This window comes from Pseudomonas defluvii, from assembly GCF_001695625.1.
GTDB lineage: Bacteria > Pseudomonadota > Gammaproteobacteria > Pseudomonadales > Pseudomonadaceae > Aquipseudomonas > Aquipseudomonas defluvii.
Window position 1 is genome coordinate 1 of sequence record NZ_MBPN01000074.1, and the last position, 26910, is coordinate 26910.

The window sequence follows — 26910 nt, forward strand, 5'->3', positions numbered from 1 at the left end:
GTTGCAGCAACGAGCAGGGCTCGTCCAGCTTGTCCAGCGCCCCGAGCGACAGTTCGGTCTTGCCCTCGGTGTTCTCGCTCAGTTGAATCGCCGGGTTGTCGGGCAGGCGCGCGGCTACTGCCAGCCAGGTTGCATCCAGCTCGACGGACAAGGCGTCCAGGGTGGTTTTGGCGTCGATGGTCAGGCCCAGTGACCGGCAGATGATCGGTCGCGCCGCCAGCCATTCGGCACCGTCGAGCAGGCCAAGGCGCGGGTCGGCATAGCGCCAACTGGGCGAGACGAAGACATCGCGGCGGCGCAGGGCCGTGCGCAGCGCATCGAGCGTGCAGAACACATAGGCACCCATGTCGAGGGAGCCATCTTCGCGGGTGATGTGCTTCTGCCAAGCCTTGGCCACGATCTCCTGCGGCGCGTCATCCTCTGGCTTCCGGCGCGGCAGGTTCAGTTGCAGCCACTCCAGACTAGCCGCCACGCCCTTGCCGGCCGGGCTGAAGCCGAAGCGGATGTGCTTGAGCAGGTCGGGCAGGAAGCGGCGCACGCTGCGGTAGCGCGCTTCCAATGCAAGAAAATAGACGTCATCTACCGGGCGGATCAGCGCGTTGACCTCTTCCAGGGCCTTTTCCAGGGTGGTCCTCGGCAGGTCGTTGAACAGCCGGGCGCGCACGTTGTCATCGCTGATCGAGCTGTCCAGCACGACCTTGCACGCGGCGGCGAGCGTCGCGGCCGACCGATCCAGGTCTTTCAGGCTGCGCATGCGGGCTTTCTTGTCGGCCTTCTCCGCGTTGCTGAACAGGTCGCGCAGCAAGGCCTCCAGGACTTCCAGTGCGTCGTCGTGCGCAGTCGCCTCCAGGCAGAGTGCGAAGGCCACCAGTGTCGCCATCCGCCGCGACGCCGGCAGCCGATTAATCGCGGTGACCTTGGCCGTGTTGGCGAAGCGGGCCAGGGCGGCGATACGGCTGGGAGGGATGTGCGCCGCCGCCGGCAAGGTGATGCCGATGCCGCGCACGTCATCGAGCCGGCGCAGTGCCCGAATCAACGCGGGGCCACTGACCATGACCGGGCCGGAGCGCAATTGATCCAGCCGGGAGCTGCGGTTGCCTTCGGCCACCGTCAGCAAGTCTTGCAGTTGCAATCGCTGTTCCTCAGTCACGCTGCGGCCCAGCGTAAACCAGAGGCGTTCTTCGACCCGACTGCGCAACTGGGCGATAAAGCGCTCTAGTTGAGACACACCAGGCAGGAGGACTTTCTGTGTGAACAGCCACGAGGTGGCTCGCTCAAACAGCACTCCCGGCCGGTCGGTGCCCGTCCAGCAGAGGGCATACAGCCAGCGGCTCAAGCGAAAGCCGATGCCCGGATCGGTGAAATGACGATAGCCAAAGCGGTTCTGAATATCGGTGGCATGTATCCAGCGGCGATGATCGCTATAGCGCTGGAGGCAGTCGGGGTCTGGAATCGCCAGTTGTCGGCAAAGCACCTGCAGGACTTCCACCGGCACGGCGGCGGGCTTGTCCGGCAGAACGCCAACGAAGCGGACGGTGGTCAGCAGAACGGCATAACCCAGACGGTTATGGTTACCCCGCAGCACCTGGATGGCTTCACGGTCTTCATCGCTCAGGTGGAAGTAACGTTCCAGCTCTTCACGGCTGGGCGAATCAACATAGCGGCCAAAACCGTCGCGTTGCTCTTGAGTCAGAAAACCGACCGGCATTGATCACAGCACCTCGACGCAGAACACGGCGGGCGTGACGATCCGCGTGCGTTCGATGTGCCCGCGTTGCAGCAGGCCGGCGCGGCGATCACCGGTTACCAGGTAGTCCGCATCGCCCGCCAAGGCCATGGCCAGCAAAAACGAGTCATCCGGATCATCGGCTTCGACCTCGATGGTCAGGCGCTCCAGTACCACAGCCCGTTGCAGGTTATTGATCATGGCGCCCACCTTGGCGGGCTGTAGGATGGCCTGAAGCTTGGGATAGCGGCTGGCTCGACGAATTTCATCGAGTTGCATCCGCGAGGTCACCACCTCGAAACGCGCCGCCCGCCAGGCACGGTAGATCGCATCGGGCGCGCCATGTGGCGAGATCAGGGCGCTGAACAGGATGTTGGTATCCAACACGACCCGCATCAGCGCTTACGTGCCCAGTCGAGCGCTTCGTCAACCGCGTTGGTCAATTCTGCCTCACTCAGATGGGCGTTAGCGGCCTTGGCCTGCTCAGCGCTCAGCTCCAGGATGTGTGCCCGTACCGCTTCTTCGATGAAGCGCGACAGGTCGCCCTTACGGCCGCCGCCCTGGCTGGCCAGAAACATCCGAAGCGACTGGTCGGTGTCGGCCGAGACGGCGACATTCCAGCGAATGGTATTCATAGCGTTCTCCGCTAATAGGTGTTTGTGTGTTTATACGCCAATCACAAAGGGCGATGCAATGGTTCGACAAAACGAAGGTTTTGCCGAACTCTATCGAGGAATGGCTCGGTTCGTTAAGCTCCCCGCGCTACGGTTCAAATAACTGGTACGCTTAATCAAAGTTCAACTATTACTAACGTAGTCGAGTAAACAGTACTTTTGATGAAGATCGGTTATGCGCGAGTGAGCACTCGGGATCAGAAAGCCGACCTACAAGTCGATGCCCTGAAACAGGCCGGGTGCGAACGCATCTACCAAGACATCGCCAGCGGCGCGAAAAGCGCCCGGCCGGAGTTGGACAAACTGCTGGCCAACGTGCGGCCGGGTGATGCCGTGGTGATCTGGAAGCTGGATCGCCTTGGGCGTTCCCTCAAGCACCTGGTCGAGTTGGTCGGCGAGCTGGCAGAGCGCAAGGTCGGCTTACAGAGCCTGAATGACCCCATCGACACCACCCACGCCCAAGGCCGCCTGGTGTTCAACCTGTTCGCCTCGCTGGCGGAGTTCGAGCGCGAGCTGATCCGCGAGCGGACTCAGGCGGGTCTGTCGGCCGCACGGGCGCGTGGCCGGATCGGTGGCCGTCCCAAGGGCCTGCCAGCCAAGGCTGAGGCCACCGCCATGGCGGCCGAAACCCTCTACCGCGAAGGTCGCCTGAGCGTCAGCGCGATCGGCGAGAAGCTGCACATCTCCAAGAGCACGCTGTACAGCTACCTGCGCCACCGTGGTGTCGAGATCGGCGCGTACCAGAAGAGCGCCAGGTCACGCGACCAGCAGCCTTCGGCCGCGTCGCCGGCAGAGCCGCCCGCCGCCGAGCGGGTGGCCACCGTCACCCTGCGCCTCGCGGTGGTGAATAACAGCAAGTTCGTGCGCGGCCGGAAGCGGGCCACGGAGAACATTGAGCGCTACTGCCTGGAGCCCTATGGCATGAAGCGGCTGGATGCCGGCCACTATGAGTTGACCATTCCGTATCGGAGCGACGATGAGCTGGACAAGAGCGTGCATGACCTGCTGACCGAGATCAGCCAGGAGGCCGACATGCGCAACTGTTTTGTCGAGATGGGCGCCTGGGAAGAAGACACCGAAAAGCGTTGGTAGGGCTTACGTTGGTTTTTGGTTCCATTGCTCCCCAAACCCCATACACGACCAGTTGGCGGGAGCTTCCTCGAGCACGATGAAACACCGATCGTCAACGGTATTCCTGCAATTACCCATGAATTGACAATTATCAGCCTAGCTTACGGTGATCCGTAGAATTCTTTACTACGACGCCAGTCAAAGCCGCGCCAAACCTTCTACTCGAGGCGCGAAACCAAATAGGAATGCTCTGATGTTTTTCCCTTCTAGCGCATGACAGAGGGGAAAATCCGATGGCAATCCGATAGTATCCGGTATGAAAAATGCTCAGGAGCCGTCCCCGGTAATGTGGCGCGGCTCTATGCTGCCTGATGAAAACCCAACAATGAGGGCACAAGGATGTGTATGCCCCAACAGACACCAACGCCAATGATTGATCGCTCCCAAGTCGAGCAAAATCGCTACCTCGATTACTGCCTGAAGCACAAGGTAGAGATTTCCATCATTCTGATTTCAGGAACCCACTTCATCGGCTTTGTGCTTGATCATGATCGCAAGGGCCTTCTGCTTGGAGGAAAGCGGGAGGACAAGCCTGCTCGCTACATTTCCAAGGGTTACATCGCATTGATACGGCCCAACAAGGATGAAGAACTTGAGCTGTTCCTGGAATATCGCGGAATGGGAACCTTCCTGCAACGGAAACGGCAAAACCAGGCGCTGAAGAAACTCAAGGCTCGGGGTAGTCAGGGGGGGAAAGCGGGGGGACCAACGCCGAAAAAACTCTCGCTCCGGCCGGCCATCGATTGATGGCCCGCCGGGCGACGTCACCGCTCAATTCGTACTGGCAATCTCCAGGTGCTCTCCGGCGTACGCAATGACGATCTTAGAATCGATGATCTGAAAGTAAATGCGCATGCACACCTGGTTGCCAATGCCAGATCCAACCCGCAGATGACGCTCGAAGTACATCCGCTGGCCTTGGTAGCTGAATTCACGCTGAGCGCGCATCTTGCCGCAATTGCTGGTCGCATCCGACTCCTTGGCGACATAGGCGCCGCCAAGGAGTTCGCGTGACACAGAGTCCGGGTTGCCCGCAGCCAGGGAGTCGAAGTAGGGGTTCACCAGCGTGTCCAGCAGATCCAGCATGCGCTCGGAGTAGGCAAACTTCTCCGACGCCTTCGCCGACTTCCACGCTGACTCCAGAATCTCAACGCGATCACCGGAAGTCACCTGCAGGTACGCAAGGACGTCGACCGGAGTGATGCCCTTGCGAGTTGCAATACGGCGCAGTAGAGATGGCTCGACTTCAGGCGCGAACTGTTGAGTGGGAAGTGGCCGGGCATCCGCAGCCTGGCGAAGGCGATGAGCCTCACTCTTCGCTACCTTCAGCTCCTGCTCGAGATGCTGGTTACGGTCCTCTGCATCAGCGAGCTCACTTCGCAACTCCTTCACCACGTCAGATTCGGGAACAGGCTCCACTACCTGAACGGGCTGCTCTTTGCCTTTAGACTTGGCCTTCTCCTTGAGTTGCTCCGCAGGAGCCGCCAGGCGTTGCCAATCTGCGAAGAACTCTCGCCAGTGCTGAACCTCGGCCGCGTAGGTCTTTATTTCCGATTCGAACCACTCACGACTCGCCAGTATTTGAGTCCGGCCTTGCTCTGCAAGATCAGCCAGCTTGAGCATGTTCGCCGCGGTCAGGTTGTCACCCAGATCCTTGATTTGCGACTGAACCTTCTGGACTGCGTCCATCTGCCTCTCTGCACGCTGTTGGAACGCCAGAGGCTCCTCCTGCAGAAGACTGGTACAGATGGCTTTTCGCAAGATTTGTACTGCCTCCAGGGTTGGAGTCGGCAGTTTCTGAATAGGCTTGTTGAACAGATCACGGGTGAAGACTTTGGCGTCCAACGGAATCTCGGTCGTGGCCGAGTAGGACTCCAGAGAGTCGAGCAAGCTGTTCCAGTTGGGCGAGCCGGTATTACTGACAAAGTCGGAGTAGATTTCGTGTAGCACCTGGGAGTCGGGGCGCGCCGCCAAAAGCGTTCGTTCCAGTTCGAAAACCTTCAGCTCCGAAGACGAAACGCGAGTGAGGCCCGACTCAATTTTGGGAGCCCGCCGTTTGACCTCATTGACACAGGCAATAAAGGTTTCAGTCCCTACCGCCTGCCAAAACTCTCCAGCACCAGCTTCATCAGCCACCTCGACTCCCGCTAGGCCCGCATATCCAATCTGCCGAACCCGTGTCGACGACGTGGCGATCAGACGATCCAGCGGGTCAGGAAGCAGCGACAGAAGTGTCGTGATGGCCATGTCGATGCGGAACCCATCCGTCGACGCGAGATTGGGCCGGTGGAATGCCTTCAGCAGAGCACCAATCGTTAGCAGGGTTACGCAGTTGTGCCGAGAAAAGCCGCCATGGTCATGGAGACGCGATGTCCAAGGCCAGATCGACTCTACGGCCCGGGCAACCTCCGCTGCGCTACCTCCATTACTGAGTGATCGTATCTCTCCCACTTCAGCACCGAGCAAATGCTTGAGGTTGGCCTCCAAGCGGCTAGCGGGGAAAAGATTGGCTGCTTCATCGGCCGGAAATGCGTCCACGATCGCGGTGAAGCACTGCGGAGAAATGAACAACGAGGTCAGCGCGGCGTGGGGCGGTACACGCATCAGCATCCGCGTATCGCCGAGGGCGGAGATCTTCGCTTTGCATATCTGTTCAAATACGCTGGCCACCGCTTTTGCTGAACCATACCAGGCCGTCCAGGCTGCGCCCTGGCTCCTCTGATTCACAAATGTCGCTGGCAGTGGAAGGTTGCCCAGTAAACGCTCACCGTTGATGCCTGGAGAGGCTCCGGCGGCGGTTAGTTGGTCAACGGAAGCTGATGTCGATATTGTCTCATCAGCCCGATTGTGGGGGAGGGTAAGGATGTTCAAGTCGGTATCACTCCGGAGTGCAGGAGCTTTCGGACTATAACGATCGAACTCTGAATTCCCACCCACACTCTGGTCCTGAACGACCTCCACCTGAGCTTCAGTGGGTGCTGTGCACTCGCTCGATTCGGGGGCGGTGACGGCCTCTACAATCGCGAGGCTGTCGACCTGCTCGGTGTTCAGGACTTCTTCGCTCTCGGTGATCTCGTCCTCGTAGATGTCGGTTGCCCGAGGCATGGGGCGGGACAGGAACTGGATCAGTTTGGGGCAAGGCGGCTCTTCAGCGATGAAGACAGGGGACAGCGCCTCATTAACCGGCCGGGCTTTGGAACCCACGAACTCAATGTCGTGTTCGTAGGAGAAGTTCTTGAGGAAACGAAGGCTGACACCAACCAGTTTGCTGACCTCTTTCATGGTCATGGTCTGGGCCAGCTCTTGGACGCGCTCCAGGAACTTGTTCTGGCGCTCCCAGTGCGCTTTCTTGGAAAGCAGGTCGAGTTGCGGCGGTAACTGGAGTTCGTCTGGCTTGAGCAACGGCTTTCGCGGCTCAACGCGCTTGGGTTCCTTAGACAAGCGGATCTCCTCGTACTGCTTGAAGATCGACTTGCTCTCCTCTTTGGTTCGGAGCTCAGGATCTGAGAACTCGATGTTGTTCCGGGCGGCATAATTGCGAAGGAACCCGGCACTAACTCCTAACAGGCGGCTGGCTTCTTTCAGCGCGAATCTGAAGTCGTTCGCATACGAGAGAACCTTGTTCCGAAACTCCTGCTTTGCAGCCTCATCCGCGGCCAGCGCCCTGGCCTGAAGATCATCGACAGAAATCGTCGCACTCGACAGCATGGTACCCCCCTCCAATGGATCAGGGGGGAACACCCAAAAAGGTGCGCTCTACTAAAGCAGAAACCGTCCCTTCGCTCTCGGCGAATGGAGGCGAAGGAACCGAGCCACAGGCTGGTACCGGCTTTAGTAGAGAGCACTGCTCCCCCCTCATTTCAACGGACCCCACGGTTGCGTAATCGCATACGCGCGGAGCTTTATGTGTCTGCTCTGAGACATCGGGCAGTGATATTACTAGGCCATGCCATCTGTGAAAAGCTTCACATCCAAATATCGGGCGCCAATTTTCCGCCGAAAATCGGCCTTTGAAGCCCTGGAGGTTTGATAAACCACTGATTTTTCTTGACCATAACGCCAGATTCATTCCCGAATATGAGAAATGAAAATGCTGGCAAAATGGCGCCAAAAAAAGCGCGTCTTGGCTTGAATCCACAGCTTGCCTCGTTATGCTGGCCATTCACCTCCACTGCTACGATGCCCGAAGTAGAGACTTCGTCAGGTGCAAGGAGGCTGAAAACCATCAGACAAGGAATGAAGTACCTGTGAACAAGAGCACCCTGCGCAAGACTCTGCTGGCGGCATCGATCGCAGCAAGCACTCACGTATACGCTGTCTCGGGCGTAACCGACCTGACCCAGGATGTCAGCGGTGATACCGAAGTCGCCCTGTCGCTCAGCGAACACGGAAACGTCACCCTGACTGGCAATGCTCAGCGCATCGAAGGCGAGGATGGGGTTGGCTTCGAAGGCGTGAAGATCAACGGCAATCTGGTCAACAACGCCAACATCACCGCCCGCGGCTCGGCTGTCGACGGGTTGGACCTGGACATCAGCGACGACCAGAACGCCACTCGAACCGAAGTCACCGGCGACATCATCAACAACGGCAACATCGACCTGACCGGGGCCGGCGCGGTCGGTATCGTGATGGACGGCGTCCGTGCCAACAGCCTGATCAACAACGGCAATATCGACGTCCTGGATGATCCGGACGGCGTAGAAACCGACAAAGCCCGTGGTATCGAGATCGGCAACACGAAGCTGGAAGGCGATGTCATCAACAGCGGCAACATCGTCGCCACTGGTGAAGGCGCGAAGGGTATTACCGCCTTCTCCAACGGCGCTGACCTGAACAACCAGACCAAGATCGGCGCCGATGTTGAAAACAAGGGCAACATCTCGGTGTCCGGCGACAACTCCATTGGCATCGAACTGGACGACGTGCAGTTTGGCCACGACATCCTGAACAACGGCGGCATTTCCGCTGCGGGCGACAATGCGATCGGCATTTCCGTCGACGACACCCACTACAACGCCATCGTCAACACCGGCCTCATCATCGCTCGCGGTGCCGACTCTCGCGGCATCCTGGTGATGGACTCCACCGGCCCCAACTCCGACCTGGGCAACAACGGCATCGTGAACAGCGGCAACATCGTTGCCGACGGCATCGCCATCCAGATCGGCAATCGCCCGGGCAATGGCAGCGGTACGGACCACTTCATCATCACCCAGAACGGCGGCCTGATTCAGGGTGGCGAGAAATCCATCGATGGCAACATGCAGACCATCCTTCGCTTCAACGGCGGTACCATCGCCGGCGACATCGAAGGCCTGGACTCCATGCAGGTCAATGGCAACGCCAACTTCATCGGTGGCGAAATCGAAGCCGATGACGTTCAGATCAAGGGCGGCCAACTGAACCTGTCGAACCTTCACACCGACCTGACCGGCAACCTGAGCATCGCCTCCGGAGCAGCTCTGCAGGTCCGCCTGAGCGACAGCACCAACGTGAACACTCCGGTGGTCAGCGTCGACGGCACCGCCAGTTTCGCTGCCGGCAGCAAGCTAAATGTCACCGCCAACCCGGGCGACTTCACCGGTACCCGCCAGGGCACTGCGTATACCCTGGTATCAGCGGACGACATTCAGAACTCTGGGCTCGAAGTAAAGAGCAGCTCCGCTCTGCTGCAGGTCAAGTCCTACGAAATCGGCGAGCAGCTGGTCACCGCCGTGGTTACCGGCAAAACCGGTGACGCCGCTCAGGACATCCTGAAAGGCCAGGGCTCCAGCCGTAACGCGCTGAACGCCATCACTCCTTTCGTGGACTCGGTCATGGGCAACATGAGCAGCGACGACCAGGTCTTCCAGGCCTTCGCCAACGCTTCTGAAGCTGAACTCGCCAAGCTGGCCGAGCAACTGGCACCCCAGGTGAACGGCGGCGCTACCCAAGCTGCGATGGGTACCCAATCGCTGGTTTCCAACGCCATCAACTCCCGTCTGGGCTCCTCGTCTGGCATGTCCTCCGGCGACGTTCTGCAAGAAACCGGTGTATGGATCAAGGCCCTGCATAGCGATGCCGACCAAAACCGTCGCAATCAGATCGAAGGCTTCAGCGCCGATACTGATGGCATCATCATCGGCGCCGACGGCAAGCTGAACGAGCAGACCACCCTCGGTCTGGCCTACAGCTACGCCACCAGCGATGTCGACTCCGACGACGGCAACAGCACCGATGTGAAGAGCCAGGCTCTGATCGCCTACGGCAGCTGGAAGCAAGGTCCGGTCTTCGTCGACGCCAGCCTGACCTTCGGCAAGAACGACAACGAATCCAAGCGTCACATCGCTGGCACCACCGCGAAGGGCGACTACGATTCCGACCTGTTCGGCCTGAACGTCCTGGGCGGCTACGGCTTCAACGTGGGTGACGGCTACATCGTCGAACCTCGTGCAGCCCTGCGCTACAGCAACCTGAAGATCGACGGCTACACCGAGAAGGGCTCCTCCGCGGCACTGTCGGTAGATGGCCAGCGCATCGAAGTTGCCGAGCTGGGCGCCGGTGTGCGCTTCGCCAAGGACTTCAACGTCGGCAACGGCACTCTGAAGCCGGAAGTCACCCTGATGACCTACCACGACTTCGCCGCCGACCAGGCTGACACCACCAGCGCATTCGTACTGGGTGGCAACGCCTTCGTCAGCAACGCCGCCAAGCCGACTCGCAACAGCTACGAGGCTGGCGTAGGCGCGGAGTACAGCGTCGGTGCCATGACCTTCGGTGCCTCGTACAACTACCTGCGCAAAGCCGACTTCAACGCCGACACCTTCTCGCTGAAAGCTCGCTACGACTTCTAGGACATACCAGGAAGTCGTTCCGCAAATCACAATGGCCCGCCTCGTGCGGGCCATTGTCCATGTGACCGAGGAAAGCCGATGTACATCGCCCTTAACCGCATTATCCTCGCCGCCGGCGCGCTCCTAGCCCTCTCAGGCTGCGCCAACAACGTCAACCTCAAGGAAATCTCGAGCGGGTCCAGTCTGCACCCTGAGGTATTGCTTTCATCCCCCTACAATATCCAGGCCTTAGTGCCCGCCGGTACCAGATACCGCACACTTCGGGTGTACATCGAGGGCGATGGCCATGCCTGGGCCACCCGAACACAACCGAGCACAGATCCTACACCTCACACGTCTCTGATGGCTCAATTCGCGGCTGAAGATCCCGCGCCAGCAGCGTACTTGGCCCGGCCTTGCCAGTTCGTCATCACTGGTGCATGCAAACCAGCGCTCTGGACGTCCGAACGCTTTGGGCGGGCGTCTGTTGATGCCATGAACTCCGCCTTGAACAACCTGAAATCCCGGTACCGGACTGAGTCCTTCGAACTGGTGGGATATTCCGGCGGCGCTGCCATAGCTTTGATCCTAGCCGGCGAGCGTGATGACGTTGGACAAGTTCAAACCATCGCAGGGAATGTCGATCCTGTGACCTGGACGAAGCTCAAGAACATCACCCCTCTGCTCGGATCGCTCTCGCCACTGGAATACTCGGCTCGCCTCGCCGGCATCCCCCAGAGGCACTTGATCGGCCAAAACGACGAGGTGGTGCCTGCTGAAGTCGTACGAGCGTATAGCCTGCAGGTCCAGGCAAAATGCCTGTCCACCGTCGTGGTGCCAAGTGCGTCTCACGACCGCGGCTACGCCGACGCATGGCGTGCGGTAAGGGATCTGCCTTTCAACTGCGACATGAGCGGCAGCCCCCAATCATCCCAGGCTGAATAGCCCTAATTTCTTTGAAGGACGCGGTCATGCAACAGCAGATCATCATCCAGCCAGAAGGCAGCGAACTGATCTACGAGGTTCTCGTCAGCCATGACGGCGGTACCGTCTGGGTCAACTGTTCGGACGGCAACAGCGTTGGTCGCTTTTCCAAGCATGCCGGCATTGACCTTCATCGGACGATCGCAGAGCAGATGGCGGGGGAGGGCCAATGCCTGGACTGCACTCACGAACCGGCCGGGCCCGAAGAATGGGAGCGATTCTGTGGTGGGTTGACACAACACTTCAACGTCACCCTTCCGCCGGATCTCATTCGATTCCCATAACTCCATCGTTCTCAGAAAGGACATTCCTACTGATGTTGAAGAAATTGAAGGATCAAATCGCCGTCCAGTGGGGACGGTTCACCGGTTGGCTCGACGTACTCGAGCGCCGTTGGAAATCGTACTGGTTGAAGAGGGTCGCATCCGCAACAGCATTCGCTATGGTCGCAGGCTTCACCTTGCTGGCCCTATACGGCCCGGCTGTATCCGTGAGCTACCTGGTGACTGCGGCCGGCCTATTACTGGTAGCGCTAAGCCTTCTCGTGCGGTTCAAGTTCTTGCAGGACCTGGCGACATTGTCAGGCGTTGCCCTAGCCGCCTGGTGGTATGTTCAATCCCTGCCTGGCGTCTTCAACCCGGTCCAGCACGTGAGGTTCGACGCAGAACCTCAGACGTCTGGATTTTTCGTCTTGCCGAAGACCAGGCCGCAAGGAAAGTCGCAAATCGATGACTGTGATTTCGACTCAGCAAGCTCCACGCTTACATGCTCGGTGAGGGTTGTGCCAGTTCCACCTGAGAAGACGGTGGAAGCTCCGGATGACAGGTTGTCACTGCAACCGTGAAAGAGAAAACCGCCACAAGGGCGGTTTTTTTACGCAACCTGATCTTCAAGCCAGGGATTACCAGTTTCCAACCAACGGTCACCACATAAGCCATCCGCCGGCACGGGCCACGGCGCCTTTTTCTCCAGATCAGATGGGGATTGCGGCGAGCGGAACAGATCCAGCTGGTCTTCCCCGGCAGTAGTGGCTTGGTGGGCTGCGTTCATCTGATGTGCCTGAAAAATCTTGGTTGAAGCGAGGTGTAGCAGGTTATCACGACGTTACTCGTCGTCTTCCAGACGCTCCGCGATGCCTGGGAAGACCTCACCATGGCCAGGCTCCCACCGCGGCGCACTGAGCGAGGCCGGCTGACCGATGGCGAGCTTGCCAAAATTGAACTTGGGCTGAACGTACCCTTGGGCATTCTGAACACTCTTCCAACCCACATATCTCATCATGCTGATGAGGTCCCAGCCCTCGTCGATCGCCCAGTTGGCAAAGCCATGTCGGAAGGAGTGGCTGGTGTAGCGCTGCTCTACGCCGGCGGCTTCGGCTACTCGCCGCAGGATGGGACCGATAGCGGAACTCGAGAGCCCCTCATCCGCCATCCGCCCCCAGCGAGTGATAGGTCGGAAGACGGGCCCATAGTGAATACCAGAGTCTTCGAGCCAATGCGTGTATGCCCTGACGGGGCAAAGCTCGATGAGGGCCGGCACGATGAATTCCTGGCCAAGTGCATCACGGTCATGCTTGGTTTTTCTAAGGAAAATCCGCATATCCCGGTCTGGAATCACCGTGATGTTGTGTGCTTCGATCCGGCTCAATTCGTCGCTTCGGAAGGCACGCCAGAAGCCGATTAGCACCAGCGCGCGATTGCGTGAAGCGGCCAGCTGCTTGGCGAGATCGCCGGCAGAAATTGCGGCGCGCTCAGCGGTGTCTAGGTAGTCGATCATCTTGCGCAGATTCTCGATCGCGATGGGGAGGGCCTTCTTGGGCGCTTTGTTGAACAACGCCCGGATGCCCTTCATGGTCCGCTTCACCTTACTCTTGGTTGGGTCAGGGAAACCGAACTCTTGGTGCCACTTCGCAATGGCTGCAACTCGCAACTGCAGGGTGTTGACAGAGAGCTCTCCAGCAAAAGTGCGGACGTAGCGATCCACCATCTCCTCGGTGGCAGGAAGCAGCCCCCCATTGCTTTTGAAATGCTCACGAGCCTGCCGGTAGGCCTTGTCGGTGTTCGGGCTACCTGCGGCGCTATCGATGAGGGCTGACTTCAACTCGAAGTCCATGGCCATCACCTTGTTGCCGGCATTGTCGTTGTCGGGTCGCTTACTCATAGTCAAGGTCGCTGAAAGGGTCTAAGCATCCTAACGCAGACCTGTGCGATTTGAACGCTGCCAGTGGTCCCGGCAGCGCCCTCGCGTGTCGAATGTGATTATTGCTTGCTCTGGCCCCACATCCGCTCAACTACATCGTCTTCAAGCTTGTAGCGCCCCTTCGGGCACTCAACGATCCATGGCGACTTTCTGGCCCGGGAGTTGAAACCCACCAGCTTGCAGGGGCCCAGGCTGGTATGCGGTTTAGCTTGGGACACGTCGTATCCGTAGAGGTTGGCTGCTTGTTCGAGTTCAGTTTGGGCTTTGGACTTTGCGCCCTTTACCGTGGCCTCGACCTTGATCGTGCAGGTCCCCTGCGGGTCGTAGGTGATTTTTCCAGCCTCAATGCTGATTTCGGGATGGAGGTTGGCCAGTGCGCTGTTGATCAAGCCACGAAGAACCTTGAGGTTGGTGGTGTTGAAGCCGGAGGTGAAGTCGGTCATTTGGAGCTCCTTCTGAGGTGCTGTTGAAAGGTGACGACCATTCTCCGGCCCCCTCACTGTGCCAGAAGCCAAACCTGGAAGAATCCCAACATCAGTCCTCGTACTCCTGTAGCAAATCACCCAGGCCGTCACTATCCCGAGAAATCTTCACCTCGGCCGTTATCATCACCAGTACCACCAATACTGAGTTCGCCTATGAAACGTGCCATCGTTTTGTCACTCGTACTTACATCGGTAGCCGGCTGTGATGCCCTAACCGAAATGGCTGCCAATGTCAGCCAGGCGTTTATTGCCCAATACCCCGACCTGCAGAAGCCGATCAGCCTGGTGTTCGTTCCGGGTTACAAGGTCATGATCGGCGGCAAGGCCACACCGATCACCGGGGAAGACACTTGCCCACCGCAGGACGGCGTTATGGCCAAATTGTTCGGGCCCAATCCCTATGAGGGCAGCAACAAATGTGTTGAGGTTTCGCCGACAGCGACCGAGGTGCACGTGAAGTTTCCCGACGTAGCTGCAGGCGGGAGCCTGAAGGAGGAGAAGTGGAGCGTCCTGCGCGATGGGGGTCGTGTGGCGCTTCGCCGGCCGAATGGTGACTTTGTGACTCCGGAGAAGTCCTGAAGTGCAGCGTGGCGACAAGCTGAAAAGCTTCAAGACCGAGGTGGTGATTCCGCTGTTGATCCTGGGCTTGATCGCCATCTGGAACATGGATCGGCTTGCGGCAACATTCTTCGAAGCCGAACACGCCACGGTCAGATTGAAAAACTGCGCCAGCGCCGAGTGCGAGTTGCACGGCACTCTCCGGATTGAACCAATGTCCGGTGACTATCTCCTGACCAGCGTTGAGGGAAGGGTCACCCGCTTCCCTCAATCCTCTCTGGCCAGCGCTCGCTGGCCGGCCAAGATTGCCAAGTAGGCAAGCCTACTGATTCATAACGACAGGCTGAAGCATCGTCGGAAGGACGACCGGATCGATCACCTGGGTCAGTAGGTGATCATGCCCCTCCACGTGCCAGTTGGCCCAGATCCGCCCCTTCCCATCAGGCTCCAGGCTGAGCCAGTTTCGTTCTGGTACCAGGTAGTGGCCCTTGAAGCCGATCGGCAGCATGCGGGCGTGAACACCGTACTCAATGACCTCTTCACCTGCCCCGAACTTCTCCATGAAGTAGACGGCAACTGCCGGCGGCGGTGTGTGCACAATCCCCGTAGATACCAGCTGGAAGATGGCTCCAGCACCATTTCCATGCTGTGGCAGCATCGATTCGATTACAGCGGCGGCAGCGACGTGGACATCACCGCTGACGATAGTCACCCGAGTGCCTTTTGCCGAGAAGTTCAGCAAGCGCTTGATCAGTCGCTGCCTTTCGTCACGGTGGGGTTTGCTACGCCAATGATCGCGGAGATCGTCCTCGAGCTCCCACTGCCCGGGCAAAGCATTGAGAGCCACCTCCGCGGCATTCAGGTCAAGGTAGGCGACCGGTAGGCTGGAGTACACGATCAAATGCTTGTGCTTGGAGGTATCGAGCTGATCCAGCCAGGCGAAGATAGCTTCCCAGGTGTACTCCGAGACAATCTGTGTCGGGCTAAGGCCGTCAGGACGTTTTAGGTCAGGGTGACGTTCGCTGCGCAAATCCGGAACCAGAAAAGCGACCTCGCCGAGACCGGAGTAGGCAAGGCTGAAGCCTTTGGCCTGCGGACTCTGGTTAGGTACCGCAGAGGGGTGGACTTCATCCTCAGCCAGCTGCTGCTGAAAGAGCCTGTAGTACCGCGTCGCCAGCCGGAAGAGGTTCTGGTAGACGTCGCACTCATGCAGGTCCTGAGGATATGAGCCCCACCCATCGGTGATGTCGTGGTCGTCCCACATGGCCACGTAGGGGATCGACTGCAGCATCTCGCGCGGGCCGGCCTGATTCCAGCGCTGGACATAGAGTTGGGTGAAGTATTCGTCGACCTGCTTTTCCAGCTTTCGTGACCATTTCGCAGCTACCTGCTTGCTATGCCACAGATCTGCCCAGTCCTTCATCTCTCCGGGTATCACCATCAAGTCATCGGTGTAGACCTGGTCTCCCCCCATGACCAGGACATGGAATTCTTTACCCTTGATCTTGTGACGAGCAGCCATGTCGAACCAGCGTTCGTTCTGCCTATCCTTCACCTTCTTGCGGTACTTGTCAGCAGAGAACCCGTTGCACGAGCCATAGGCAACCCTCGGAGACTCCCCAAGGGCAGGAACGAAGAAGCTCGCCTTGCCTCCTGACACACTGCAGGAGCACTGCTGCGACTTAGCAGCTTTCTGAGACGTTGATAGGTCTACCCTCCAGACATCCTGGGTTGGACTTCCGAATGGGATCGAAGCGATACGGGTGACCTTGTCGACCACGCAGTTTGTGGGCTCAGGCTTCGGTTTGGGGTCACCTTTATCCAGGACAACAAGAGCAGAGACTTGGTACAGATCGTTGTGGATACCGCGGAAATGAAGGATGGGACCGAGTAACAGGCTCATGCGCTGTCCTCCTTGACGTAAAGGTATGAGCCCCGTCCTCGCTGACTTTCAGTCACCCCACAGCGCCGGCCGCAGCTTTCTCGATGGTTGCAATGTGATACTAGCCGGTGCCTGAGAAAATGCTCGATCGCCCGAAGTCTCTATGTGGCGCGGACGTCAAACCCGAGAAACCGCAGAGCCTTGGCCATGCGTCCGTTGATTGGGGGCACCTGTTCTGGCTTCAGCGTTCCGACCAGCTCCAATGCACAGAATCGGCCGAAGGAAGCGAGTTTGTACTTCGGATCGTAAAGTACGGAGCCAATGCGTGCGGCAAACTCCTCGTGGCCATGAATCAGGTAAATCAGGGTGTCCTGAACACGACCGAGGTCCTCCCGGTTCCCTTCCCAAAACTTGGCCGGCAGAGCCTCGGCGCCACCCAATGTGAAACGGAGCTGCTCGGAGAATGCGTGGACACACATCAGTGCTGCAGCGATCTGCTCCTTGCTGCTGGCACGAATCGACTCCGGGCTCTCCATCACCGCGTGCAGTGTTTCCAGCAGTTCGAAGTAGTCCTCTGGAATCCGAGGAGTAGCGGTGGAAAGCCATTCCATTACCAAGGTTTGGATTTGGGTCCTTCGATCTTGAGGCCTGCGGATGGGGGCATCCTGCCACGCAGCATCTCCTGGGGCGTGCTCGAGTCGCACCCAGTTCAAGTAGCGGTTCACCTCCGGTCCCCATGCAAGGCCGTTGAATTCAGGTCGGCGAGTGCCTTGCTCACGAAGGATTGCGGCGACCTCCTCAAACGCCGGCAGGTATTGCTCATAGATAGTCTTCCTCAGATCACTGAGGTAATGCTGCTGAGCGGTCTTATGTCCGCTGCCGGCAAGGACAGTTGGAGGCTCTACATCAGCGAGGCTTTGGAATGGGGTATCCCGACTGTCCATCCGACTGGCCTTCTCCCAGGCATCCTTGAATTTCAGATAGACCTGCCTGGTTAATACCTCGGCACTGTCCCAAAGCACAGCGAACAGCGCCTCGAGGTCTCTGATCCGCTCTTCATCGCCAGGCTGGTCGAGCAGAACGACTGCTTCTCGGTTGCTGACCAGGCCGCCATCCGTGAGGTTTGCTGAGCCCAACATGGCCACGCCATCGAAGAGGAAGATCTTGGCATGGAAGCCATCCGTGAAGTACCGGATGGAGCAGTTGTCGGCTTCGAGTGCTTGGCGCAGGGCGGCGGGATTCGTCGCTGGATTGAGCCCCACCAGGAGATCTATCTTCGCGCCACGTTCCGCAGCCTCCAATATCTCGCCCGGGCGAGTGAAGTAGGGCGCTGCAAGCCGGATATGCGACGCTGTAGAGATAAGCCGCTGGAAAGGCCTGAGGACTTGGTCCTGGCCGGGGCTGTTGGTGAAGATGCTGCTGTCCGCCATGCTGACAACCTGTTCCGTGATCTTCAGGACAGGCTGGCAGCAAGGAGCGGGGACTTCAACTGAGTCGGCGCGCGATTGAGAAGAGGGCGGCCCGTTCCGCATCGAGGTCGGGGCGGTGGAGGAAGGGGAGCCACTCAGCCGCCAGGTCCTCCTCGAGCGCGTTACGAGGGACGCCTGGCCAAAGGTTACCAGGGGGGCTAACCACCGGCACAACAGATCTTCCTTTTGCGTACAGCAAGCCCCAACGGGCAGGAAGATCTTCCGGCCGTATCAACCCCTCCGGGCAGAGGTAGAAACGGTAATTGCCCAAGCCTCCGGAAACCCGCTCCGGCTTCAAGCGATCGGCCCGGAAGTCACTGAGGCTGACCTTCACCTCAATCACTCCGGAACACATGGAGCGGAATCCCAGAACATCGGGCCGCTCACGGCTCCCTGCTGCCCAAATTTCGGTAGTAACCACAGGGAAGCCGTTCTTCTTGAACCACCTGGCCCCCATGGCTGTCAGCTTGTCATGCTCCGGACTCGGCATATTCCCCTCTCTTTTTTTGACCTGATCAATGGGTTCAGGCGTCAACGTCTTGGGCATTCGGCGGCGGCACGGGCAAGGTTAGGATTTGCGCCAGGTCATAGACGTACACCTCGACGCTGACCAGCTTGGAAGCGTGGTCGCCTTCACGGCTGACGAACTGGGCGATCTTGTGCGTCCCCGGGAAGCTCTGGGCAAACAGCGCCCGAAGCGCATCGCGGGATGCCGGGCAGTCGGTCACGCCTTTGCCGTCGTCGTCGTGCAGGACAAAGCCACGGCGCTCCAGGTCGGCCAGCCAGAGCGCCTTGCGCTCGGCGTGGGACAGATGCTCAGCGCCGGCAGTGAGCGGTCGAGCAGAAAGGGACTGCAGGGAAAATCTCACCTGCAAGCTATATTCCCCGAACTGAATTTCGCTGGTATGGCCGAAGCCCTCCAGCCGCCACCAATCGCGCAACTGGCGGGCCAAGTTGCCGAGTGCCGGCTGTATGGCCTCCGCCGGCATCTGCCGGCCCAGCAGCGCCTCCAAGTCGCGAATGCGCATATTGGCCTGACGCAGTTCGCCGAAACGCTGCTCGATAGTCGCTTTCGACTCCGTATCGACGCCGAGCAAGCGGCCTAGGGTGGCCAGCTCAAATTCGGTCGTTTCCATCGCCATGCGCGCCTGGGCACGGGTCAGGCCAGGCACGGTGCTCTGTTCAAGAAGGAACGGCAAAATGGCGAGACTCTGCTGCGCCTTCTTGACTGTGGCCTTGATGGCGGCCCGCTGGTCCTCGCTCAGATCCAGAGGCACCTGTTCGGCGGGGTCGTCAGTATGTTGGGTAAGGCGGTGCACTGGTCGAAACTCCTTTTGGCGCAGCGGTGGGTAAGTGCTCTTTACCCTGATTAATCCGCCTTGTTGGCAGCTGAGTCAGCCTCGGCAGCGTGAAGTCGTCGCTGCTCAGCTTCTTTCAAGTCATTTGATCGACGCATCTCATTAGCGATCCTGTCCAAACTGGAGGACACCCACCCCAGCCCGAGCAACAAAAAGGGCGCAAAAAACAACAAAAACCAGAAATCCAAAATGATTCCTCCTGCAATTAGCCGCGAAAAATAGCCCGCTTCTACGGCCTCAGCCCAGCGATTGCTGGGCTTAAGCGGTACTGCGATCACTTCCCGAGACTTTCGGGGGTGAAGAGCACTTTTCTGTTCTTGTAGAGGCTCTGATACACGTCGGTGGGAAGGGAGGCTATTTCCGGGATTGCCTTGACGTCCTGGATTGCTTTGACCGCGGAGGTGTCAAATGCCTTATTGCCGCTCGACTGATGAACACGGACTTGCTTGATCACGCCCTTCCGATCCATCTCGATTTCGATGGTGACCTGCATGCCATCCTTTGCACTAGCCGGACGGTGCCAGTTGCTACTGATTCGCTCCACCAGCAGGCTATCGACTTTGTCAGGAGTGACCGGCCCATCGACTTTCTGTTCAGTGTCCAGCAGCTCGGCCAGAGCCTTGGTCTTGGGGCCGCTGACTCCGGTACCGACGCTTGGGGTAGTAGTAGATCCTGGGGCAGACTTGGCCTCGCCAGTTGTTGCTCCCAGCGGGCTGGCGTGCACAGACGACGGAGGCTTCCCGTTACCATCTTTGCCAGCTGCCGCAGGGCTGCGAGCAAGCTCGACCACTTCCTTCACCAGCCTAACCACACCCTCGATCTTGGCATCGGCGTCGCCGGCACGCCCCTGTAGATCAGCAATCTCTTGCTTCAGCTGATCGACTTCTCTGGCGTACTGGTCGGCCGTCTTCTTCGCGCCCAGAGCGATGAAAAAGCCGCCCGCGGAAAACGCGAGCACCACGGCACCAACTGCAACGGCCATCAGCGCATTCTGTTTCTCGTTCACACCGATCCCCCTGGGTTTACATCGAAGAAGGGAGGATAACGGGCGCTTCCGATGCTCCAAAGTCAAAGGGTCGCGCGCAAATCCCCGTCCGTTGGATGACGCTGAACAAGAGACCTGATCAGCCGATCGCCATGGCCATCCTCCGATCATGCAAAGAGTCCGCGTCCTCCTGACCAGATTGATTGCCAATCAACTCCCGCCCCCTTGCACTGTCCAAACTAAACCCCCGGCGCAGTTTGATACCAAAGAGGCCCATAGCGTGGGCTAGGGTGTACCAACTGCTGTGCTGCTTGAGGGTCAACGTGTCTCCGTGCACCACCACGGCAGGAATATGCAAAAGACTTAGTTGCAGATACGCCATGTGGACGGCCCTGCAGTCGATATCGACCAGGGTGGCGTGCAGGTGCTGCTGGTAGTTGATGCCCAATTCTCGCAGGCGAAGTGCAAACGCGATGACCATCGCACCAGCCCCACAAGAGGGTTCCGAAAGGGTGATGAACCCTCGCTCCTCGATAAGACTTTGAACATGTCCTGTATCAGCAAGCGTCAGGTCCGTAAGGACCTGGCTGATCGATTCTGGGGTGAAAAACTGTCCACTCCGAGAATTCGAGCCGCCTACCTCCATGAACAGCCTTCCCAAGATATCGCTGGGGTCTTTTTCCAGGGCCTGCTGTAACTCATCGAGCATTGCACGGAATAGGTATTGATCCTTCGGCTTGTACCTTTGGATCAGCCGCATGTACTGGGCTTCCCGGGCCTCCCGGTGGAGCACGTCTACTGCGTTTGAGACCGCCACGGCTGCCATCTCGCAGAAGTCTTGAAAGACCTCGCGGGGTGGGTGGTAGCCCACCGAATGAATGAGCTTGGCCAGGTTGTCGGTGTGCTGCTTTGCGGGTGACATACTGCGCTCCATCAGTTTCTAGATGGGCGCAGTATTCGGTGGGATAGGTTGTGCCAGAACCGGTGCCGCTTGGTATGGTTGGTCAGCTCTTACGGCGGGGCAAAGCCCGAACCTCCGGTCCAATTACGAAATCGTGACCAGGTGGGGCCTGGACATAGTCCGCTTCCGGTTGGATAAGCAAGGGGGCAATGTCGCAGCCCAGCTGCTCGACGTTTCCGAGCTTCTCTAACTCTTCCTTCAACCAAAGAACCTTCGCATCTATCTCGTGATAGGCGACTTCCCACTGCAGGCCGATGTAGCCATTACGTCGCTCCTGCAGTCCTTCCGCGATCCGGTTCAATTGCTTATCGCTCGGCTGCAGCCAGTGAAGGGCCAGAGGATTGGTCAGAAAAACGGTCCCCGGCCTCACATCCAGCGTCAGGAACTGATTGTCGGACCCAACCTGGGAGAACATGTGATCAGCCTGAATCGCCAGGTTGATGAAATACAGCCCCTCCCAGTCTGGATCGGCATGAGGCCATGACTCACAGCATGCCACCCAAAGCGTGGCGGTGGACAGGGGGTAGGGAAGGTCGTTGAGGCCAGCGGTGTGGATCTCGATGATGGGGCTCAATGAGGAGGTGACAACCTGCTCTGGGATGGCAACCGCAATTAGGGACTCTGCATCTACGGCGAAGGTATTCATGAGTCTTCTCGAGCTTGAGGCCGGTAAGGCGAAGTCGGCCAGGTAGAGTTAGGATCAATGGGCCAGGTGCGGTCGGCATACGCCATCGCAGCTTCGCGGGAGCGGAATCGACGGCGCATCACCTTCGAGGGATGACCAATATCCGACTTGTCACCGGTAATGTACGGCGGCCACGCCAGCCAATAGTCGGCTTCTGGCTGATCGTTTTCATCATGCGGCTGGGCCGCACCCGCCATATCCCGGCGCGTCCAGCTGCTCGGCCTGAACTCTCTCCAAGTCGGGGTCTGGCTATCCATAGGTTACTCAACAGGCTCCATCTGCCGGCGAGCTGAGGCAATGCGCGGGAGACGTACTGGCCTGGCAGATAGTTCCTGGAGGTGCGCACCCAGATCGAAGTGGCCCGCCGCGCGCATCAAGGGCACTATCCTCATTGCCCTTGCATCCCCTCGAGGGAGAAATACCGCCCGGCCGTCGAGGTGGCGAGGCAACGGTGTCCAAAGGAAACCGGCCCGGTATTCCCTCATTGCATCGAAGAATCGTTGGAAAGCCTCTGAATCATCATTCAGGGCAAACACCTCATACTCGCCAACCAGCCGAGACACCGCGGCCTGAGAAAGGCGGTGGACGCGCAGAAGGCCTTTCAGAGGAACGGGAACTTCCAACCGGGCAGCCAGGTAGCGGCCAGCCACGAAATGATGGGAACCCCCAGAGTTCATCAAGAAAACTCGGCCGTCCCACTGGTGGCATGCAAAGAAGTCGTCGGTGGAGTCGCGATGAAGGATGCGGATCTCGTACCACCCCAGGCTCTTTTCAAGGTTCGCGTGAGTGATCTCCCCTACGAGATACTGCGTCCTGGCCACAGCCATAGCATCGAGGCTCTCGAAATCTCGAAGCTCCGACTTGGAGGCACAAAGCCCCTGGACATCCTGGATCTCACACTCCCAGGACTCGACGATCTCTGTGTAGCCAACGTTGGCCAGCGCATCGATGGTGTAGTGGTAGCTGCAGAATTCGGTTCCAACAGCCTTCCATCCAAGCAGCTCCCCCGGTGCTCGCCAGTTTCCGGTCAAGTAGCTCCCCTTGCCCCACTCGTGCCACCGAACGACCTCTGATGAGGCAATCGAACAGGGCTGTCCTGGTAAATCGAACCTCAGATCGCGGTTTTGCTGCAGCATATGCCCAAGGGAGGCCGGATGCCCGAGGCAGTCCAAACTGAAGCGAAGGACCTTTGCCCATGTGTCACGCATAACGCCATTCTCCGTTGTGTTGAATCCCAACCATTGTCGGGGCTTAGGAGGCTGCATAGCTGTCAATTCGCCCCAGTTGGAGGGCCGACCCCACGGCGCGCCATCAGTGTTTGAGGATAACGGGCAAGGGGCTAGTCGAAGAACCTTCGTGGGATTCAGCGGCCGAAAGCAGCAGCAATCTGTGGATTGAGCCAGAACCCTGGCCGTCCACGGAACAATTCAGCGCCAGTGCGGATGTGCTGCAGCATCAGTTCGCCCGACATCCAGGTGCGGCCGAGCAACTCGGCTGCCAGGGATGTCATGTTGCGACCGGCCCAGGCATCCACTACAAGATCGCCTTCCTCAGTCAGAAACTGAATCAGGAACTCGGGAATCGAAAAGGGCATCGGAGCACCGTGGGTCGGCAAGCCAAGGGCCTCTGCGGCTTTGCGGTGTTGAGTGCCGTAGGCGCAACGGTGTCCACGGGTGATCACGTTCTTCGGGATCGATCCGGCAGTCTCGTTGCTGAAGCTGCCCGGACGTAGGCGATATGCGCCATCACCGTAGTTCGTGTGGCGTTTCTCGCCACCATTCTGGATCAACCGCAGATGCCGTTCGGAATGCGGCTGGAGGACGCGGTTGTTGTTCGATTTGCATTTCAGCGGGTTCTTTGCGAACCAGAGTACAGGCTCATACCCCACATTGAGTTGCTGACGGGATTTCGAGGCCCACTGAACCGGACCAGGAGCCTTTGCGGGGTTTTCCCAGATGAGCCGGTCCATCAGGTAGAGTCCAAATCGATCACAGACTTCCAGTACCAGGCGCTCCACATAGGTCGAGCGCGCCGGTAGTCCCGGGAGGAAGCAATCCTGCGATACGTTCAAGACGAGACTGCCTTCTTCTGCCAGCGCCTCGACCACAGGCTCGAGCGTGGCGCAGATGAAGTCGACGATTTCCCGCTCATCAGGGTTGCCGTAAGCCCTTTCCTTCCTCAACGGGTACGGCGGAGATTGGAGCGCAAGCACGACCGGTACAGTGAGCCTTTTGAAGATATCCGCGCTTGGCCCCCAGATCGCCAGGCCCAGGTCAGTACGAAAGCCGAGCACCTTCACACCAGACTTCGCTGGATTGAGGTCGCGTTTGGCATCTTCGGTCAAGCGCCACACGCCGCGCTCTCCGTTGACGCGCTCGATGATACCCATCTGTTTCAGTGATTGCTGAGTCCACCGGATAGCGCGGCGAACCAGGCTGTGTTTCTGCCCACTCTCCCCAACAGGCGCAAGCTCGTTCAAGGCTTCCGTAGAAACGCCAAGGTGGTTGGTGACGATCTCGTAGAGCGCGGTGTTCGTCAGGGGCTTGTCGGGGTTGGCCTTGTAGATGCCCGCAATCTGGTCGACGGCGAACAGTTCGCCCTGACCCGGGGCGCTGACTTTGTGTTTGAGTCGGGTGGTGCGCATCGTTTCATTCTCACTCGCGGCCGCAGATTTATCGCGGCGGTTCGATGGAGCTGGCCAACTGGCCAATTGATCACCCGGAGATGATCAGGGCGCTCCGGCTGTGCCAGAACCCGTGCGAATGTGATTCAGGTTCGATGATGTCCTTGAATGGCCTTCATTCGTTCGTAGGTGCGCAGGGCACTGTTCCCCTTACTCCAGTCGATCCCCACCTCATCGTCCATCAGCTGATGGAGTTCCTCCCAATGCGAAACGAGAGCAGCCCATTCGCGTCCGTGGATGGCCATCTCCGAGATTCGCGCCTTCCACTCGGGTACCAGTTCCAGCAGGCGCAGGCATCGACCCAGGTCAGAAGGATCGGACGGTGTGCAGAAGCCATCCTCGGGCAGGACGCCCATCATGCTCGACCAAATCGCTATAGCGGAAAGACCCGTATCTTCCCCTACGATCCACTGGGAAACGCGCTTGAGAAAATCGTTGTTCATTGCAGCTCCAAGACAAAAGAACAGGGCTGCAGATTACTTGGTGGGTAGGCCTGAATCAGTTGAAAGGGGGGGGATGAAATTCAAGTCGGTGCATGCAAAGCCGATCTTGTGAAGACATCAATACGAGAAGCGAGCAGGGCAAGAGAGGGACGAATTCCGCTTATAAGCGGAAGACGACTATAGTCTGAATCCCCAAAATTCCAGCTTTTCGCGTGTCAAGCTGGGACAGCCTTATCCATTTTCGTAATCACAACGTGGCCTTTGGCCGCGCACTTCGAAACCTGCGAAAAACTGCCAACCTCACTCAAGAGCAGCTTGGGTTTGAAGCTGGTCTAGATCGCACCTACATCTCGGTCCTCGAGCGCGGGGAGCGTTCGCCCACGCTTGACACTATCGTTTCCCTTAGCGACGTGTTCGGCTTGAGCGTTCTAGAGCTCGCCAGTCACATCCAAAGTCAGTTGGACGAGATGCATGACAACCAAGACTCTTCGCGAAGCCCTTAATCACTACCGTGAGAAAGTCTCGATTCTCAAGAAGGGCTACAAGCAAGAATGCTATCGCATTCAGCAGATAGCCAACTCGCTCCTGGGTGAGAAAATCGTGCGCGAGATCACATCTGTTGACATCGCGACTTACAGAGATGAAAGGCTTCAGCAGCTCAATGGCAAAACTGGTCAACAGATCTCGCCGGCTACCGTTCGCCTCGAGATGTCCTTGCTGTCGAATCTGTTCGAGCTTGGACGTATCGAGTGGGGCATCTGCGATGACAATCCAGTCCTCAAGGTTAGAAAGCCCAAAATGCCGCCTGGCCGTGAGCGTCGGCTGACCTCAAGAGAGGAACGCCTGATCCTCCGTTACGCCCACAATTATGGGAACTCTGAGCTCTACGCGATCATCATCGTTGCCCTGGAAACAGCGATGCGGCAAGGTGAAATCCTCAACCTCTCGTGGGAACACATCAACCTCAAAACGCGCATTGCACATCTCCCCGATACGAAGAACGGAACTCGCCGAGATGTCCCTCTCTCCATCAAGGCACGAGACGCCTTAATCCAACTAGGTGTTGCCGGCAATGGCCGGGTGTTCTCCTACACGAACGCCGGACTCAAGACCACATGGCGAGTCATGCTGCTCCGGCTTGGAATTGAAGACCTCCACTTCCATGACCTGCGTCACGAGGCGATTAGCAGGCTCTTTGAGCTTGGAACCTTGGACATGATGGAGGTCGCCGCGATCAGCGGTCATAAATCGCTTTCAATGCTCAAAAGGTACACCCATCTCAAGGCGCAGCGCCTCGTCAAGAAATTGGAAGGAGGTAAGAGCCGGGGCCGCCAGGTGGTCATCAACCACCTTGTTCCGTATCCCGCCTCTGTAGCTCGGACAAGCAAGGACGTGACGATTCGGCTGCTGGACTTCGAAGGGCTGACGGCTTCAGCTGCTACGAAGGAGTCTGCGATTACCTTGGCACAGGACCAACTGTTGAGGCGCCTGATGACCTCGATACGGGACGCCGAAACCATACCCCAGCCGGATCAGTACCTGGACATCGTTCATGAGGCGGACATCGTCATGATCGACCCGCTTGCAGCAGCATAATACTTTTTTTCAGCGAAAGTCGCGGGCATCCCTGCCTGCAAAGCCACGGAGCTCGGGGCGTTGGGCCAACTGCAGCTGGAAAAAACAGGAGAAAGTCTCACCTCGGCAAAACTGCATCCGTGAAGCGTTTTGAAGGAGGAATATCTGGAATTTTTCATACAGGCAAGGTTGCCAATCCGGTGTTTGGAAGGTAATTGGTCCTGAATTCATAGAATAAGCGCAACGCTTGAAACGAGAGGCAGAGAGCCAGCCACCGGTAGAATCCAGGCTCTCACA

The 26910-nt window shown here is 58.4% G+C and carries 29 protein-coding genes; 10 read left to right on the plus strand and 19 right to left on the minus strand.

The window, feature by feature from the left end:
* From EKA13_RS18430 to EKA13_RS18440, 3 genes are all read right to left on the minus strand, one after another.
* Window positions 1–1708: DUF4158 domain-containing protein (locus EKA13_RS18430; RefSeq protein WP_141685667.1), on the minus strand; the 1708-nt coding region annotated here is incomplete at its 3' end.
* A gap of 3 nt (window positions 1709–1711) precedes the next feature.
* Window positions 1712–2122: a putative toxin-antitoxin system toxin component, PIN family gene (locus tag EKA13_RS18435; protein ID WP_003150546.1), complete on the minus strand. Its 411-nt coding sequence runs from the start codon at window positions 2120–2122 to the stop codon at window positions 1712–1714.
* Window positions 2122–2361: a ribbon-helix-helix domain-containing protein gene (locus tag EKA13_RS18440; protein ID WP_003089107.1), complete on the minus strand. Its 240-nt coding sequence runs from the start codon at window positions 2359–2361 to the stop codon at window positions 2122–2124. The genes EKA13_RS18435 and EKA13_RS18440 overlap by 1 nt, the downstream gene beginning before the upstream one ends.
* 201 nt (window positions 2362–2562) lie before the next feature.
* Between EKA13_RS18440 and EKA13_RS18445 the strand changes: the two genes are divergently transcribed.
* Window positions 2563–3492: a recombinase family protein gene (locus tag EKA13_RS18445; RefSeq protein WP_003150544.1), complete on the plus strand. Its 930-nt coding sequence runs from the start codon at window positions 2563–2565 to the stop codon at window positions 3490–3492.
* 384 nt (window positions 3493–3876) lie between these two features.
* Complete coding sequence (locus EKA13_RS18450; protein WP_172405642.1) at window positions 3877–4278, plus strand: hypothetical protein; 402 nt, start codon at window positions 3877–3879, stop codon at window positions 4276–4278.
* A gap of 24 nt (window positions 4279–4302) precedes the next feature.
* Here EKA13_RS18450 and EKA13_RS18455 read toward each other — a convergent pair whose 3' ends face one another.
* Complete coding sequence (locus EKA13_RS18455) at window positions 4303–7239, minus strand: AAA family ATPase (RefSeq protein ID WP_010792942.1); 2937 nt, start codon at window positions 7237–7239, stop codon at window positions 4303–4305.
* Between the two features lie 539 nt (window positions 7240–7778).
* Here EKA13_RS18455 and EKA13_RS18460 point away from each other — a divergent pair.
* The 4 genes from EKA13_RS18460 (at window position 7779) to EKA13_RS18475 (ending at window position 12174) form a co-directional block, all read left to right on the plus strand.
* Window positions 7779–10367 (plus strand): autotransporter family protein, encoded by a 2589-nt coding sequence (locus EKA13_RS18460; RefSeq protein ID WP_021018613.1) that lies wholly within the window; start codon window positions 7779–7781, stop codon window positions 10365–10367.
* Window positions 10368–10445: 78 nt separating this feature from the next.
* The gene (locus tag EKA13_RS18465; RefSeq protein WP_010792944.1) at window positions 10446–11291 is read left to right on the plus strand and encodes an alpha/beta hydrolase; all 846 of its coding nucleotides are present in this window, start codon (window positions 10446–10448) and stop codon (window positions 11289–11291) included.
* A gap of 26 nt (window positions 11292–11317) precedes the next feature.
* A complete protein-coding gene (locus EKA13_RS18470; RefSeq protein WP_021018614.1) occupies window positions 11318–11614 on the plus strand; it encodes a hypothetical protein in 297 nt (98 codons plus the stop codon).
* Window positions 11615–11646: 32 nt separating this feature from the next.
* Window positions 11647–12174, plus strand: a complete 528-nt coding sequence (locus tag EKA13_RS18475; RefSeq protein WP_021018615.1) for a hypothetical protein — start codon at window positions 11647–11649, stop codon at window positions 12172–12174.
* Window positions 12175–12203: 29 nt separating this feature from the next.
* Here EKA13_RS18475 and EKA13_RS27895 read toward each other — a convergent pair whose 3' ends face one another.
* The 3 genes from EKA13_RS27895 to EKA13_RS18485 form a co-directional block, all read right to left on the minus strand.
* Window positions 12204–12380, minus strand: coding sequence for a hypothetical protein (locus EKA13_RS27895; protein WP_021018616.1), 177 nt, complete (start codon window positions 12378–12380; stop codon window positions 12204–12206).
* Window positions 12381–12434: 54 nt separating this feature from the next.
* Window positions 12435–13490, minus strand: coding sequence for a site-specific integrase (locus EKA13_RS18480; protein WP_010792946.1), 1056 nt, complete (start codon window positions 13488–13490; stop codon window positions 12435–12437).
* 98 nt (window positions 13491–13588) lie between these two features.
* Window positions 13589–13972, minus strand: coding sequence for a hypothetical protein (locus EKA13_RS18485; RefSeq protein WP_043312972.1), 384 nt, complete (start codon window positions 13970–13972; stop codon window positions 13589–13591).
* A gap of 195 nt (window positions 13973–14167) precedes the next feature.
* Between EKA13_RS18485 and EKA13_RS18490 the strand changes: the two genes are divergently transcribed.
* Together EKA13_RS18490 and EKA13_RS18495 are read left to right on the plus strand one after the other, a co-directional pair.
* Complete coding sequence (locus EKA13_RS18490) at window positions 14168–14593, plus strand: hypothetical protein (protein WP_021018618.1); 426 nt, start codon at window positions 14168–14170, stop codon at window positions 14591–14593.
* Between the two features lies 1 nt (window position 14594).
* Window positions 14595–14888: a hypothetical protein gene (locus EKA13_RS18495; RefSeq protein ID WP_010792949.1), complete on the plus strand. Its 294-nt coding sequence runs from the start codon at window positions 14595–14597 to the stop codon at window positions 14886–14888.
* A 6-nt stretch (window positions 14889–14894) separates the two neighbouring features.
* Here EKA13_RS18495 and EKA13_RS18500 read toward each other — a convergent pair whose 3' ends face one another.
* The 11 genes from EKA13_RS18500 to EKA13_RS18550 form a co-directional block, all read right to left on the minus strand.
* Window positions 14895–16475: an alkaline phosphatase D family protein gene (locus tag EKA13_RS18500; RefSeq protein WP_010792950.1), complete on the minus strand. Its 1581-nt coding sequence runs from the start codon at window positions 16473–16475 to the stop codon at window positions 14895–14897.
* A 140-nt stretch (window positions 16476–16615) separates the two neighbouring features.
* Window positions 16616–17884 (minus strand): phospholipase D family protein, encoded by a 1269-nt coding sequence (locus EKA13_RS18505; protein ID WP_010792951.1) that lies wholly within the window; start codon window positions 17882–17884, stop codon window positions 16616–16618.
* Window positions 17885–17939: 55 nt separating this feature from the next.
* Window positions 17940–18470 carry a hypothetical protein gene (locus tag EKA13_RS18510; RefSeq protein ID WP_225317946.1) on the minus strand — a complete coding sequence of 177 codons (531 nt, stop codon included), beginning with the start codon at window positions 18468–18470 and terminating at the stop codon, window positions 17940–17942.
* On the minus strand, window positions 18448–19242 hold the full coding sequence (locus EKA13_RS18515) for a hypothetical protein (protein ID WP_010792953.1): 795 nt from the start codon (window positions 19240–19242) through the stop codon (window positions 18448–18450). Before EKA13_RS18515 ends, EKA13_RS18510 begins: the two co-directional genes overlap by 23 nt.
* A 50-nt stretch (window positions 19243–19292) precedes the next feature.
* A complete protein-coding gene (locus EKA13_RS18520) occupies window positions 19293–19559 on the minus strand; it encodes a hypothetical protein (RefSeq protein WP_125862946.1) in 267 nt (88 codons plus the stop codon).
* A complete protein-coding gene (locus EKA13_RS18525; protein WP_021018620.1) occupies window positions 19556–20287 on the minus strand; it encodes an energy transducer TonB in 732 nt (243 codons plus the stop codon). Before EKA13_RS18525 ends, EKA13_RS18520 begins: the two co-directional genes overlap by 4 nt.
* A gap of 118 nt (window positions 20288–20405) precedes the next feature.
* Complete coding sequence (locus tag EKA13_RS18530; RefSeq protein ID WP_010792955.1) at window positions 20406–21188, minus strand: N-6 DNA methylase; 783 nt, start codon at window positions 21186–21188, stop codon at window positions 20406–20408.
* Window positions 21189–21270: 82 nt separating this feature from the next.
* Window positions 21271–21873 (minus strand): hypothetical protein, encoded by a 603-nt coding sequence (locus tag EKA13_RS18535; RefSeq protein ID WP_021018621.1) that lies wholly within the window; start codon window positions 21871–21873, stop codon window positions 21271–21273.
* A gap of 299 nt (window positions 21874–22172) precedes the next feature.
* The gene (locus EKA13_RS18540; protein ID WP_202034894.1) at window positions 22173–22943 is read right to left on the minus strand and encodes a DUF6685 family protein; all 771 of its coding nucleotides are present in this window, start codon (window positions 22941–22943) and stop codon (window positions 22173–22175) included.
* 332 nt (window positions 22944–23275) lie between these two features.
* Window positions 23276–24622 carry a site-specific DNA-methyltransferase gene (locus EKA13_RS18545; RefSeq protein ID WP_245704360.1) on the minus strand — a complete coding sequence of 449 codons (1347 nt, stop codon included), beginning with the start codon at window positions 24620–24622 and terminating at the stop codon, window positions 23276–23278.
* Between the two features lie 59 nt (window positions 24623–24681).
* Entirely contained in the window at window positions 24682–25038 is a 357-nt protein-coding gene (locus EKA13_RS18550) for a hypothetical protein (protein ID WP_021018625.1), read from the minus strand.
* A gap of 254 nt (window positions 25039–25292) precedes the next feature.
* Between EKA13_RS18550 and EKA13_RS18555 the strand changes: the two genes are divergently transcribed.
* Window positions 25293–25541, plus strand: coding sequence for a helix-turn-helix domain-containing protein (locus EKA13_RS18555; protein ID WP_071537108.1), 249 nt, complete (start codon window positions 25293–25295; stop codon window positions 25539–25541).
* Entirely contained in the window at window positions 25510–26634 is a 1125-nt protein-coding gene (locus EKA13_RS18560) for a site-specific integrase (RefSeq protein WP_042931316.1), read from the plus strand. The genes EKA13_RS18555 and EKA13_RS18560 overlap by 32 nt, the downstream gene beginning before the upstream one ends.
* Before the next feature lie 9 nt (window positions 26635–26643).
* On the opposite strand, the gene EKA13_RS28130 is transcribed toward EKA13_RS18560, so the two are convergent.
* The coding region (locus tag EKA13_RS28130; protein WP_218060850.1) for a hypothetical protein at window positions 26644–26910 on the minus strand (267 nt) is incomplete at its 5' end.

Coding starts and splice junctions, on each gene's coding strand:
- EKA13_RS18435 (WP_003150546.1), bottom strand. CDS start 2,122: ATGCGGGTCGTGTTGGATACCAACATCCTGTTCAGCGCCCTGATCTCG.
- EKA13_RS18440 (WP_003089107.1), bottom strand. CDS start 2,361: ATGAATACCATTCGCTGGAATGTCGCCGTCTCGGCCGACACCGACCAG.
- EKA13_RS18445 (WP_003150544.1), top strand. CDS start 2,563: ATGAAGATCGGTTATGCGCGAGTGAGCACTCGGGATCAGAAAGCCGAC.
- EKA13_RS18450 (WP_172405642.1), top strand. CDS start 3,877: ATGCCCCAACAGACACCAACGCCAATGATTGATCGCTCCCAAGTCGAG.
- EKA13_RS18455 (WP_010792942.1), bottom strand. CDS start 7,239: ATGCTGTCGAGTGCGACGATTTCTGTCGATGATCTTCAGGCCAGGGCG.
- EKA13_RS18465 (WP_010792944.1), top strand. CDS start 10,446: ATGTACATCGCCCTTAACCGCATTATCCTCGCCGCCGGCGCGCTCCTA.
- EKA13_RS18470 (WP_021018614.1), top strand. CDS start 11,318: ATGCAACAGCAGATCATCATCCAGCCAGAAGGCAGCGAACTGATCTAC.
- EKA13_RS18475 (WP_021018615.1), top strand. CDS start 11,647: ATGTTGAAGAAATTGAAGGATCAAATCGCCGTCCAGTGGGGACGGTTC.
- EKA13_RS27895 (WP_021018616.1), bottom strand. CDS start 12,380: ATGAACGCAGCCCACCAAGCCACTACTGCCGGGGAAGACCAGCTGGAT.
- EKA13_RS18480 (WP_010792946.1), bottom strand. CDS start 13,490: ATGAGTAAGCGACCCGACAACGACAATGCCGGCAACAAGGTGATGGCC.
- EKA13_RS18485 (WP_043312972.1), bottom strand. CDS start 13,972: ATGACCGACTTCACCTCCGGCTTCAACACCACCAACCTCAAGGTTCTT.
- EKA13_RS18490 (WP_021018618.1), top strand. CDS start 14,168: ATGAAACGTGCCATCGTTTTGTCACTCGTACTTACATCGGTAGCCGGC.
- EKA13_RS18500 (WP_010792950.1), bottom strand. CDS start 16,475: ATGAGCCTGTTACTCGGTCCCATCCTTCATTTCCGCGGTATCCACAAC.
- EKA13_RS18505 (WP_010792951.1), bottom strand. CDS start 17,884: ATGGCGGACAGCAGCATCTTCACCAACAGCCCCGGCCAGGACCAAGTC.
- EKA13_RS18510 (WP_225317946.1), bottom strand. CDS start 18,470: ATGCCCAAGACGTTGACGCCTGAACCCATTGATCAGGTCAAAAAAAGA.
- EKA13_RS18530 (WP_010792955.1), bottom strand. CDS start 21,188: ATGTCACCCGCAAAGCAGCACACCGACAACCTGGCCAAGCTCATTCAT.
- EKA13_RS18535 (WP_021018621.1), bottom strand. CDS start 21,873: ATGAATACCTTCGCCGTAGATGCAGAGTCCCTAATTGCGGTTGCCATC.
- EKA13_RS18550 (WP_021018625.1), bottom strand. CDS start 25,038: ATGAACAACGATTTTCTCAAGCGCGTTTCCCAGTGGATCGTAGGGGAA.
- EKA13_RS18560 (WP_042931316.1), top strand. CDS start 25,510: ATGACAACCAAGACTCTTCGCGAAGCCCTTAATCACTACCGTGAGAAA.